At 67.1% G+C, this 11,921-nt stretch carries 8 protein-coding genes and 3 pseudogenes; 10 read left to right on the forward strand and 1 reads right to left on the reverse strand.

What is annotated here, in order from left to right; all coding sequences use genetic code 11:
- Positions 1-946: 946 nt before the first annotated feature.
- From FMEAI12_RS01065 to FMEAI12_RS01115, 10 genes and pseudogenes are all read left to right on the forward strand, one after another.
- A complete protein-coding gene (locus FMEAI12_RS01065; RefSeq protein WP_071067035.1) occupies positions 947-1,651 on the forward strand; it encodes an alpha/beta fold hydrolase in 705 nt (234 codons plus the stop codon).
- 325 nt (positions 1,652-1,976) lie between these two features.
- A complete protein-coding gene (locus tag FMEAI12_RS01070; protein ID WP_131626736.1) occupies positions 1,977-2,249 on the forward strand; it encodes a hypothetical protein in 273 nt (90 codons plus the stop codon).
- Positions 2,246-3,928: a class I adenylate-forming enzyme family protein gene (locus tag FMEAI12_RS01075; protein WP_112104663.1), complete on the forward strand. Its 1,683-nt coding sequence runs from the start codon at positions 2,246-2,248 to the stop codon at positions 3,926-3,928. The genes FMEAI12_RS01070 and FMEAI12_RS01075 overlap by 4 nt, the downstream gene beginning before the upstream one ends.
- A complete protein-coding gene (locus FMEAI12_RS01080) occupies positions 3,925-4,377 on the forward strand; it encodes a Zn-ribbon domain-containing OB-fold protein (protein WP_112104659.1) in 453 nt (150 codons plus the stop codon). The genes FMEAI12_RS01075 and FMEAI12_RS01080 overlap by 4 nt, the downstream gene beginning before the upstream one ends.
- 7 nt (positions 4,378-4,384) lie before the next feature.
- Positions 4,385-5,593, forward strand: coding sequence for a thiolase family protein (locus tag FMEAI12_RS01085; RefSeq protein ID WP_112104660.1), 1,209 nt, complete (start codon positions 4,385-4,387; stop codon positions 5,591-5,593).
- Positions 5,594-5,601: 8 nt separating this feature from the next.
- On the forward strand, positions 5,602-6,009 hold the full coding sequence (locus tag FMEAI12_RS01090; protein WP_112104661.1) for a hypothetical protein: 408 nt from the start codon (positions 5,602-5,604) through the stop codon (positions 6,007-6,009).
- A gap of 66 nt (positions 6,010-6,075) precedes the next feature.
- Complete coding sequence (locus FMEAI12_RS01095) at positions 6,076-7,236, forward strand: amidohydrolase family protein (protein WP_112104662.1); 1,161 nt, start codon at positions 6,076-6,078, stop codon at positions 7,234-7,236.
- A 197-nt stretch (positions 7,237-7,433) separates the two neighbouring features.
- A pseudogene (locus FMEAI12_RS39625) lies at positions 7,434-8,996 on the forward strand (ABC transporter substrate-binding protein).
- A 118-nt stretch (positions 8,997-9,114) separates the two neighbouring features.
- A pseudogene (locus FMEAI12_RS39630) lies at positions 9,115-9,923 on the forward strand (integrase); the annotation flags it as partial.
- Positions 9,924-10,001: 78 nt separating this feature from the next.
- Positions 10,002-11,068 (forward strand): annotated as a pseudogene (locus FMEAI12_RS01115) (integrase core domain-containing protein).
- Positions 11,069-11,077: 9 nt separating this feature from the next.
- On the opposite strand, the gene FMEAI12_RS01120 reads toward FMEAI12_RS01115, so the two are convergent.
- A protein-coding gene (locus FMEAI12_RS01120) for an IS5 family transposase (protein ID WP_112104664.1) occupies positions 11,078-11,892 on the reverse strand; the annotation gives its coding sequence in 2 pieces (ribosomal slippage) (positions 11,078-11,542 and positions 11,545-11,892; 813 coding nt in all).
- Positions 11,893-11,921 lie beyond the last annotated feature (29 nt).

Consider the following 11,921-nt stretch of genomic DNA (forward strand, 5'->3'; position numbering starts at 1 on the left):
CTTGACGGCTACCGCCGGCTGACCGTCCGCTACGAACGCAACGGCCGTAACTTCCTCGGATTCCTCTGCCTGGCCGCCGCGATCACCTGCTGGAAGAAACTCCCACACCCCACCTGAGACACGCTCTAAGCCCCTGACACGTCCCCGACTGAACCCGCCGCCGTTGCGTCCGGCGGCTCGGTCAGATGACTGTCCGCATGGATGATCAGTTCCGGTGCGGGCGTCATCTTTGCCCTCCTGGATCCACCGGCAGTGCCTGTCGACTCATCATCGGCGACCGGGCTGTGGATGTCTTTGCGCCTTCGGTCAATTTCCTACCCACAGCGGCGAGAGTGTCCCCTCGACTACCCGTTCCCCTGCTCACCGGCTGGGGCAGGAGTCGGCCGCCCAGCCGCGGAGAGCGCGGAGAGCATTGAGTACCGGTGTCAGGGCCACGCCCCGCCTCGGTGTGCTCCTACTCGGCGCGTGGGCGCCTCGGGATAGGCGATGCGGCGAACCACCCCGTCAGCATCCAGACCGCGCAGCTGCTCCCGCCGGCGCGGGACCGGATCCCCGGGCCGAAAAGAGCAAGCACCTGGCCGAGCGCGCAAAGACGGCTATCGCCCAGCCGCCGATGATGAGCCGACGGACACCTCCGGTGATTCGGCGGGCGGGGCTTTCGCCCGCACCTACACCGGTCGGCGACCCTGGCTCCCGGTGCTGGAACCCGGGGCCCAGGCTGTCGGCGGGTGGACGTCGGGTCACGGGCCCGGCGGCGGCAGGGAGGCGGCATGAACAAGGACGATCTGATCCTCACTGGCCTGCACGACCACGTGATCGAGCCACCCACCCCGTCGACGAACCCGCCACGGCGGGCGACCCCCGCTTCGCCGGCATCGACGCCCGCAGGTGCAACGACGGGAGTGCGCCGAGTGGCTGGAGGCCATTCTCCAGAGGGGCCGGGCTGATGACGACTCCGCTGGTCCTTGTGCACGGTGGCGGCTTTGACAGCCGCTGCTGGGATCTTCTACTGCCCTGGCTGGCCATGCCGGTGGTCGCCGTCGACCTACCCGGACGAGGGCGGCGTCCGGCGCCCCTGGAGTCGGTGACCTTTGCCGACTGTGCGGATGCCATTGTCGAGGACGTCGACGCGGCCGATCTCGACGAATTCGTGCTCGTCGGTCACTCTCTCGCCGGGTGCTCGCTACCGCGAGCTGTGGCCCGGCTCGGGGACCGCGTCCGCCATGTCGTCTTCCTCGCCGCGATGGTGCCTGCGTCCGGGACCGGCACCATGCACGAACTACAATCGCACGTCAGGGCGCACGTCAAGAAGTCCGTGGCCGAGCGGCAGCTGACGATGGATCCCGAGCGGGCGAAACGGTTCTTCGGCAACGACCTCGACGACGGCAGGTTCGCCTGGTGCCTCGAGCGTTTGGTTCCCGAAGCGGAGCGGCTCACGACCGAACCGGTCGACCTGACGGGTCTACGCCCACCCATCCCCCGGAGCTGGGTGCGCACCACCAGAGACGCCATTCTCCCGCCCGAAAAGCAGACACGCTTCGCCGCCCGCGTCAACGCCAACCCAGTGATCGACCTGGACGCCGGACACATGTGCATGATCAGTCAGCCGGCCGCGCTGGCCGAGATCCTTCATCGAATCGCCGACACCTGAGGTATTTTCCGCCGGACGCGGACACGTTCGAGCCTTACGCCGAAGAAGTACTCGAGTACTGCGACCGATTCCCGACCGGACGTCATGCCGGAGGTTGTTCCGACCCTGCTGCGTGTTCTGCGGGCCGGTCCAGGCGTCGTCTACAAGAGCGTGTGACGGGACAGCGACGGCGGGACCCCGTCTCGATCAGTATTTCCGGGGCCGGTCCCGGTGGCTGGACATTGGCTGCTACGGGAAGGAATTGACCGAATACACAAAGACCCCACGGTGCCGCCCACCGATGATGAATTGAGAGGGCACCGCCGGTGGACCCAGGAGGACAAAGATGACGCTCACGCCGGAACTGAGTGCAAATGTGGACAGCCTTACCGCCGAGCCGTCGGACATCTGGACCGCTCGGGTACCAGCGAAGTACCGAGCGAAGGTGCCGCAAGCGGCGCCGCGGGGCACGGCAGAAACCTGGATGCTGCACGATGAGCGACTCGCGCCGATCGGCGTGACGGCGACGGCGGGCTGGCCACCGTTCTCGCCCGGGTATCCGCACCGGATCGGACAGCCGACGGCGGCGTGGCGGGTGGCGGCGAGGGCGGCCCGGTGAACGAGTGCCCGGCGGCGGACTTAGCCGACTTAGCCGAAGGACTGGCCGAGCTCCGGACGCGGACCGTGTGGCAGACGCTCGTCGCGTCGGCGGAACGGGTCCCGGATCACGCTGCGCTGGTCGCCGCCGCCGACGACGGGAAGGTCCGACGGCTGACGTACAGCACGTTGGTCGAGCGGGTGCGGGCGCTGTCCGTCGGCCTGGCCAGCATCGGTGTCCGGCGCGGGGACCGTGTCGTGTTGTGGCTGACGAACACGCCGGAGTGGATCGTCTCGCATTTCGCCTGCATGCGGCTTGGTGCGGCGACGGTGCCCGTCAACACCTTTCTGAAGCCGGCCGAGATCTCCTACATCATCACCCAGTCCGGTGCCCGTCACGTGATCCTGCTCGATGGCTTCCGGACCTTGTGCATGCCCGCGATGCTCACCGAGATCTGCCCGGAGGCGGCGACCGTGGACAGGCCCGGGCATCTGCTCAGCGCCAAGGCTCCGGACCTGCGCAATGTTGTGATCTTCCATCGTGACGGGGGTCACCACGATTGGGCCTACGACCTCACGGAACTGGAGACGCTCGGGCGCGATCCGAAGGTTGCGCAGGCCCGGGCACTCGCTGATCGCATGGAGCGGCAGGTACTGGGCAGCGACCTCGCAATGGTGAAGTACACGTCCGGCAGCACCGGGTTCCCGAAGGGCGTGATGCTCGAACAAGGCGGCATCGTCGCCAACGCGGCGCTGCACTCCCGGCGCGTCGGGATCGACGGTTCCGACGTGTTCTTCAGCATGATGCCGTTCTTCCACGCCGGCGGCAGTATCTATGGCCTTATGACGATGCTGGTCAACGGCGGCACGCTCGTCTTCACCGAGGCGTTCAACGCCCACCTCGGCGCGGAACTGATCGAGTCCGAGCGGGCCACCGTGATGTTCGGGGTACTTCCTGCGGAGGTTGTGCGGGCCGCGATCGAGGACGGACGCGACCTTTCGTCGGTCCGGATCGCCCACGTTCCGAACGAGGACGCGCGTCGGGCTCTGCCCAACGTCACGTTCATGTTCGTCCCCTTCGGACTGACCGAGACGTACGGGCCGGCGTCGATGACGGCTCCGGACGATCCGCCCGACAAGCGGCGCACGACGGGTGGCCGCCCGCTGCCGGGTAACGAGGTCCGCGTCGTCGACCCCGCGACCGGCCTCGACGTCCCACCTGGGGCTGTCGGTGAGGCATGGGTACGCGGCAACGTCATGCGAGGCTACTGGAACAAGCCCGAGGAGAACGCCCGGGTTCTCGATGCCGACGGCTGGCTGCACAGCGAGGACCTCGTCTCCATGGACGCCGACGGCTACATCACCTATGCGGGTCGACTGAAGCTGATGCTGAAGGTCGGCGGTGAGAACGTCTCGGTCGAGGAGGTCGAGAAGGTCGTCGCCAGCCACGACGCGGTGGCCTACTGCGGAGTAGTCGGCGTACCCGACCGGCGCAGGGGCGAGGTGGTGCGGGCTTACGTCGTCGTGCGCCCCGGCCACTGCCTCGACGCCGACATCTTGCACTCGTGGCTCAAGACGCGTCTCGCCCGGTTCAAAGTTCCCAGGGACATCGTGTTTCTCGACGAACTCCCGCGGTTGGCCAACGGCAAGCTCGACCGGGTCGGCCTGGCCGGACGGGCCAAGGAAGAGGTGACGGCGTGACCGGTGTGACCGACGCGGATGTCTTCGCCGCGTTCCCCGCGGTGCCGATCGACCGCGACAACATCGAGCATTACCGCGGGCTGCTCCAGCAGCGGCTGCTGATCAATCGTTGCTCGTCCTGCGGCTACTGGGTGTACCCGCACCGCCCGCTGTGCCCGGAGTGCTGGTCGTGGGACATCGTGCCCACCGAGGTGAGGGGCGAGGGCTTCGTGTTCCTGTGCACCCTGATCCACCAGGAGCGGGACCCGGACGCCATGCTGCCGGAGCCGGTGCCGGCCGCCGCCGTGGAGCTTGTCGAGCAGTCGGGGCTGCGTTACCTGGCTCCGATCGTGAACTGCCCACGCGAGGCGATCCGGCTCGACATGCCCGTGCGCCTGACGTGGGTGGATCGCGGCGGGCTCGCCTCGCCAGCGTTCGAACCGGCGGGCCCGATCCAGAGCGGAAGGTGAAAGGGACATGGCGCGCAACCCGCTGAAGGACAGCCTGGCCGTGGTGGGTGTCGGGTCGACACCTTACGGCCGCGATCTGAAGCGCACCGAGCTGTCGCTCGCCCTTGAGGCTGCCGTCGGCGCCATCGAGGACGCCGGCATCGACCGGCAGGAGATCGACGGTGTCTGCGGCACGGGCATGGATCCGCTGGCCATGGGAGGATCCGGGTTCCTGACGCTGCAGGGCGCGCTCGGAATCGAGAAGACCACCTGGCAGAAGAACGGGTGGCTCGGATCATGCTTCGTGTATGCGGCGGAAGCGGTGTTCTCCGGCCTGTGCGACACGGTCCTGGTGGTGCAGGCGTATACCCGCGGCCCCGGGATGTCACGGTCCGCCGCGAACGACCCGTTCCGTCTGCGGGCGGCACAGCAGCGGATGGCGGGCCAGGTGCTCACGGGCCAGAGCGACTTCGCCCGCCGCTGGATCCACTCCGGCGAGCCGTACGCCGCCTGGATGGCGCGCTACATGCACGACTACAAAGCGACGAAGGACGCCTTCGCCCGCATCGCGGTGAACAACCGCACCCACGCGACAAGAAACCCCAGGGCGGCCATGCGCACCCCGATCACGATGGAGGATTACCACGCCTCCCGCGTCATCTGGGAACCCATGCAGATGCTCGACATGGACGTGCCCGTCGACTGCGCGGAAGCTCTGATCATCACGACCGCCGAACGGGCAATGGATCTGCGCCACAAGCCGGTGTACATCCACGCCATGTCGCTGGGCGGTTCACGGGTCGGGGAGTACTACGACAACAGCCTGGGCTGGACCGATAACTCGCTGTGGATCTCCCTGGCCGGCCTGTGGGAGCGCAGCGACGTGACCATCGACGACCTCGACCTCTTTTTCCCTTACGACGGCTACACCATCGACACCGTCGGGTGCATCGAGGCAGCCGGGTTCTGCAAGCCGGGCGAGGCCGGCGACCTGCTGGCGTCATCCTGGGACGCCGAGGCGAACATCCTTCGCCTGGGCGGACACACGCTCCTCACAACCAATGGGGGTGGGCTTTCGCAAGGACGTGCCGGGGGCTTCAACTTCTACACCGAGGCGGTACGACAGTTGCGCGGCGCCGAAGGGGAGCGCCAGGTTCCTGACGCTCGGACGGCGCTGGTCTGCCCCGGCAGCAGCTTTTTCCATGACCCGGCGTCGGTCATGTTGCGCACCGACTGAGCGCCGAGATGAAGGCGCGCACGCTCGTCAGCTTCGACATTGACGGCACCCTTGAGACGGGCGACCCCTCCGGACCGGTCCCGATGACCTTCGTCCAGTGGGCACAAACGCAGGCCTGTGTGATCGGGAGTTGCTCCGACCGTACCCCCGGCGAGCAGTTGGCGATGTGGGCACGCGCCGGGATTACCCCTGACTTCGTCAGCCGCAAGCACGAGCTCCTGAGGGTCCGGACATCCTTCGACTGCCAAAGGTTCGTACACATCGGCGACACCCGCGTTGACGAGCACTTCGCCGCACAGGCGGATTTCGAGTTCATCTTCGTGCCCGATCTCGCGCGCCGGCTTGCCGACTCCCCTGGCCGCCCGCTCGGCGATGTGTGGACCCTGGCGCAGTGCATGAACGAGCCGGACATGTAAACGACCTGGTGACCACGGAATCAGGCGGCAGGGATTGGCCCGCTGCCTACGAGGAGGTATTGCGCGATGGAGAAGCTCTGGGCCAATTCGGGTGACTCGCACCTCGTCGAGCCGGACGATCTTTTCGACAGGAGCTTGTCCCGGTCCCTCGCAGAACGCATGCCGCGCAGTGTCAAGGACCTCGATGGCGGCTGGGAGACGATCCACGTCGACGGACAGGAGTTCCGCCGTCGCCTGCCCCGGCCCGGCAGGAAACTCACCGACGAGAACGGCCTCACCGTCCCCGACCGGGCGCCCGGCGCGAACGACAGGAAGATGCGCCTGCTCGACCTGGACTCCGAAGGCATCTGGGCCGAGCTCATCTACCCCTCTCTGGGGATGTGGACCTCATCGATCCGTGACCCGGAGCTGCTCGCGGCCGGCGCCCGAGCAATCAACGACTGGGCCATTGAGTACCAGCGGTTCTCACCCCGCTACGTCAGCGCGGCGACGATCCCCTTCCTCACCGTCTCCACCGCCGTCGCCGAGGTCACGCGGGCCGCGAATCTCGGCTTCCATGCCGCCTCCCTGCCGGTCGTGCCACTCATCGACGGGGACGACTGGCATCGTGAGTCGTGGGAGCCGCTGTGGACCGCCCTCGCGGAGACGGGTCTTGTGGTCGCGTTCCACATCGGCAGCGAGCCCCATGAGGCGTCCAGCCGTAACGGCACCTACTACCGCGGTCCCGGCGGGGCGCTCCTCAACTACCTGGAGACGACCTATGGCGGCCAGCGGGCGGTGGCCAAACTGATCGCCGGCGGCGTGTTCGACCGGCACCCGTCCTTGCGTGCAATCGTGTCCGAGGGCGGAGCGACCTGGGGGCCGTTCGTCGCCGACCGGCTCGACGAGGCGTACCGGCAGCACGCGTCGGCCGTCCGCCCCCGTCTGCGTCGGCTCCCCAGCGAGTACCTGTACGAGAACGTCTACGCGTCCTTCCAGCATGATCGCTCTGCCGTCGCCGCCGTGACAGCCATGGGCTGGCGCAATGTGTGCTGGGGCAGCGACTACCCGCACATCGAAGGCACCTTCGGCCATACCCAGAAGACACTCCAGGAGCTCGTCGGCGACCTCGACCCCGCTACCCGCCACCGCATCACCCAGGGCGCCTTCCAGGAGCTGTTCCCCCACGTGCCGCCCGCTCCAGACGGGGAGTCATCGCCTGGTCCGCTCGACGCGGCGGCGAGATGAGGTCACCCGGCACGGGAAACCCGGGCGATCCGCGGTTGAACGCGTGACGTCGCCTGGGATGTGCCGACTACCGCACCGCACACACAGCCGTTCCTGCCGGAACCCAAAGCCAGAAACCATCGCAGAAACCAGAAATCCCACCACCGGTGGAATCCCGCCTTTCTTTGTCGATCCTGACGCCGATGAAAGGATGCGAGATGATTCGTAGGACACGATTATCCGCCGCCGTCGCATGCTGCGTGGCGCTCTTCCTGGGTGCCTGTGGCGGCGGTGGCGGCGATACCGCGGCGTCCACAGGGCCCTCAAACGAGCCGGTGGCGGGCGGCGAGGCACGGATTCTCACCCTGAGTGACCCGCGCACCCTGGATCCGGCAATCCTGGGCAACGCGTATGCCTCCGGTGCGCTCCTGGGTAATGCCCTGTACGGGACGCTGATGACCAACGATGAGGCAGACGAGGTCCAGTACTCGATGGCCGAGTCGTTCACCACGACCGACAACGGCGCCACCTTCACCCTGAAACTGCGACCGGGGCTGGTGTTCTCCGACGGCACCCCGCTGAACGCGGAAGCTGTGAAGTTCAACTGGGACCGGACCAAGGACCCGGCTGTCGGCTCGGCCCACCGGTCGGAGGCGGCGATGATCCAGTTGTCCGAGGCAGCGGACGACGTCACGCTGAAGGCCACCTGGTCACCCCCGTTCCGAGGTACGCCCAGTCCGTCCTCGCCTCCTCGATGAACTGGATCGCCTCGCCCGCGTCCCTGAAGAGGGGCCAGGAGGCCTTCAACGCGAAGCCGATCGGCGCGGGGCCGTTCACCCTCGAGAGCTGGACTCGTCAGGCCGACATCCGGCTCGTCAAGAACCCGCGCTACTGGGACGCGCCCAAGCCCTACCTCGACCGCATCACTCTCCACTCGGCGCTCGACGGCAACCAGCGCTACAACACGCTGCTCACCGGAGGTGCGGACGTTGCCATCGACTCGAGCTGGATCAACTTCGACAAAGCTGTCAGGGCCGGTCTACCGACCGATGTCATGCATCTCAGCGGCGGAATCCTCGTGGCTCTGAACATGCGCAGGCCACCGTTCAACGACATTCGTGCGCGTCAGGCGGTCGCGACAGCACTCGACATGGACGCGCTGAACCTCGCTGCCTACAACGGCACAGCGCAGCTTGCTGACACGTTGTTCACCAAAGCGTCCCCTTTCTACTCGCAGACGCCACTACGGAAGACGGACAAGGTGACCGCCCAGCGGCTCTTCGACGAGTTGGCAGCCGAGGGTAAACCGGTTATCCTTCACATTCACCAGCTCCCCCAGTAGCGAGAACAAGGCATTGGCGGAGAATATCCAGGCCCAGCTCGGCAGCTTCGACAACGTCGAGGTCCGGATCAGAACCGTCGAGCTCGCCGAGTTCGTGCAGTTGCGCGCGACCCACGACTTCGACTCGATTATCACCTCCGCGCTCTTCCGGGACCCCGAGCCTCGGTTGTCGACGGTCTTCGGTGGGGACTCGCCTGCGAACATGCCCGGTATCGACGACCCGGCGCTCAATGACGCCCTGCTGTCCGGCCGGACCGCGACATCGGAGGAGGATCGCAAGAAGGCATACAACGCCGTGCAGGAACGCCTGACCGAACTGACCCCGATGTTCTTCGTCGCACGAGGGGGACCCGGTGCCATCTCGGGCAGGAACGTCGGTGGCCTCGTGCAGTACGGTCTTGGTTCCCTGCTGCCCGAGGAACTGTGGATCAAGCCGTAGCCATCCGCCCGGTGTCCAGTCCTCATGGCGGTGCCGGGGTGCGGGAAAGTCATCTCCACCCGATTACGTCCGCGCCTGTGGGGCTCCAGAACCCCGATTTGGGCAGTGACCTGCACGTCTGCCTGTCGGACGGGGCCCGCGTCAGGCAGGCTGGATGGTCATGGTGTGGTCGCTGCTCTACGCCCTGACGCGCAACGCTCTCGGACTGATGCTGCTCCGGGTCCGCGGGGACACCGCAAAGGACGTCGAGCTCCTCGTCCTGCGACACCAGGTGGCAGTGTCACAACGGCCGGTGAACCGTCCGACGCTGGAACCGGCGGGTCGGGTAATCCTCACAGCCCTGTCCCGGCTGCTACCCCGAGCCCGCTGGGATTCGTTCTTCGTCACCCCGGCCACCGTGCTGCGCTGACACCGTGATCTCCTCGCACGCCAATGGACCTACCCGCGCAGGACACCCGGACGGCCACCAATCCGCTGGGAGATCCGCGAGCTGGTCCTGTGCCTCGCACGGGAGAACCCAACCTGGGGCCCCACCGCAGGATCCAAGGCGAACTCGCCGGGCTGGGCTATCCGGCCGGGGTCGCCACCGTCTGGCGGATCTTGGGCCGCGCCGGTGTCGATCCCGTGCCCCGTCGGGCCGGCGCCTCCTGGCGCACATTCCTGTCCGCCCAGGCCTCCGGCCTGCTGCCCTGAGATTTCTTCACCGTGGACACCGTGTTCCTCCAACGGATCTACGTGTTCTTCGTCGTCGAGCACGCCACCCGCCACGTTCACGTCCTCGGGGTCACGAGACATCCGACCGTGGCGTGGGTCACCCAGCGCGCCAGGAACCTCCTGATGGACATCGAGGACCGCAGCCACCGGTTCCGGTTCCTTATCCGTGACCGCGACACGAAATTCACGGCTTCCTTCGACGCCGTCTTCGCCGTGTGGGGTGCTAGAAGTCGGCTTGGGTCTGTGAGCTGGGGTGATGCGGCAGTGCGGCTGTCGGCATGATGGTCGGCTATGTCCGTGAGGCTGCTCTATCTGATCTTCGTGCGGGTGTGCGGGTGGCTGGTTCTCCTCGGCTGTTCGTCGGCGTCCAAGAACATCGAGCTGCTCGTGCTGCGGCACGAGGTCGCGGTGCTGCGCCGTACCCAGCCCAAGCCCCGGTGGGACTGGGCGGACCGGGCGCTCCTTGTCGCACTGATCCAGCTCCTACCAAAGACGCTGCGAGCACACCGGCTGGTCACCCCGGCACCGTCCTGCGGTGGCACCGTCGTCTGATCACACGGAAATGGACGCACCCGCAAGCGGACGGGACGACCACCGGTCAGCGCGGAGATCGCGACCCTCATCGAACGGTTCGCGACCGAGAACACGACATGGGGCTACCAGCGGATCCAGGGCGAGCTCCTCACACTCGGCCCCCGGGCCAGCGCCTCCACGATCCGCCGAGTCCTGACGTCCCTCGGGCTGCCCCGGCACCGAAACGCCAGACCGACACGATGTGGCGACAGTTCCTGCGTACGCAGGCATCGACCATGCTGGCCGTGGACTTCTTCCACGCCGACTGCGCCGTGACGCTGCGGCGTCTGTACTGCTTCTTCGTCCTGGAGGTCGGCTCCCGGACCGTGCACATCCTCGGGGTCACCGCCAACCCCGACGGACGATGGACCACCCGGCAGATCCGCAACCTCCTCATGGACCTCGGCGACCGGACGGCCGACTTCCAGGTCCTGATCCGCGACCGCGTCGGACAGTTCACCGCCTCCTTCGACGCGGTCCTCGCGGATGCCGGTATCGACGCGGTCGAGATCCCACCCCGGACTCTGCGGGTGAACGCCTACGCGGAACGGTTCGTCCGCACGGTCCGAACGGAAGTCACCGACCGGATGCTGATCGTCGGCGAGCGGCACCTGCGCACCGTCCTGACCGAGTACACCGTCCACTACAACGGACGACGACCCCACCGCGGCCGCGGCCTTCAGCCACCACGGCCCGACCACCCCATCGCCGACGTCACGACGACACGGATCAAGCGCCGACCCGTCCTCGACGGCTTGATCAACGAGTACGAACGGGCAGCCTAAGAGCGTGTCTCAGGTGGGGTGTGGGAGTTTCTTCCAGCAGGTGATCGCGGCGGCCAGGCAGAGGAATCCGAGGAAGTTACGGCCGTTGCGTTCGTAGCGGACGGTCAGCCGGCGGTAGCCGTCAAGCCACGCGATCGTTCGTTCGATCTTCCACCTGTGCCGGCCGAGACGTTCGGTGCTCTCCACCCCGCACCGGGCGATACGTACCGCGATACGACGCCTGCGCAGGAAACGACGCAGCTCCGGCTGGTCGTAGGCCTTGTCTGCCCGCAGCTTGTCCGGCCGGCGCCGCCGTGGCCCATGCCGGGAACGGATCGCCGGGATACTCGCGACCAGCGGGATGAGGACCTGGCTGTCATGCAGGTTCGCCGTCGAGACCGCCACAACCAGCGGCAACCCGGCCCCGTCGGTCAGAACATGCAGCTTCGAACCCGCTTTGCCACGATCGACCGGGTTCGGACCGGTCAGAGATCCCCCCTTTTCGCCCGCAGACTGGCCGCGTCCACGATCACCGACGACCAGTCGACCTGCCCGGCCCCGCCGTGGGCGTCGAGGACCGCCCGGTGCAGCCGGAACCAGACCCCCGCCTGGGTCCAGGTCTGGAACCGGCGGTGCGCCGTGGGTACCGACACCCCGAACTCGGCAGGCAGATGCCGCCAGGCGCACCCCGCCGTCAGCACGTAGACCACCGCAGTGAACACCGCCCGATCCTCTATCGGCGCGGTCCCACCACCCTGGTGGCGGGTCTCGAACCGGGGCAGCAGCGGTTCCACCAGCTCCCACAGATCGTCCGGGACCAGCCGCAGAGCGAGGCTGCTCTCCATCACATCCATGATCAGATATGTACCCGCCA

The organism is Parafrankia sp. Ea1.12, assembly GCF_900465275.1.
Taxonomy (GTDB): Bacteria; Actinomycetota; Actinomycetes; order Frankiales; family Frankiaceae; genus Parafrankia; species Parafrankia soli.

Coding starts and splice junctions, on each gene's coding strand:
- FMEAI12_RS01065 (WP_071067035.1), top strand. CDS start 947: ATGACGACTCCGCTGGTCCTTGTGCACGGTGGCGGCTTTGACAGCCGC.
- FMEAI12_RS01070 (WP_131626736.1), top strand. CDS start 1,977: ATGACGCTCACGCCGGAACTGAGTGCAAATGTGGACAGCCTTACCGCC.
- FMEAI12_RS01085 (WP_112104660.1), top strand. CDS start 4,385: ATGGCGCGCAACCCGCTGAAGGACAGCCTGGCCGTGGTGGGTGTCGGG.
- FMEAI12_RS01090 (WP_112104661.1), top strand. CDS start 5,602: ATGAAGGCGCGCACGCTCGTCAGCTTCGACATTGACGGCACCCTTGAG.
- FMEAI12_RS01095 (WP_112104662.1), top strand. CDS start 6,076: ATGGAGAAGCTCTGGGCCAATTCGGGTGACTCGCACCTCGTCGAGCCG.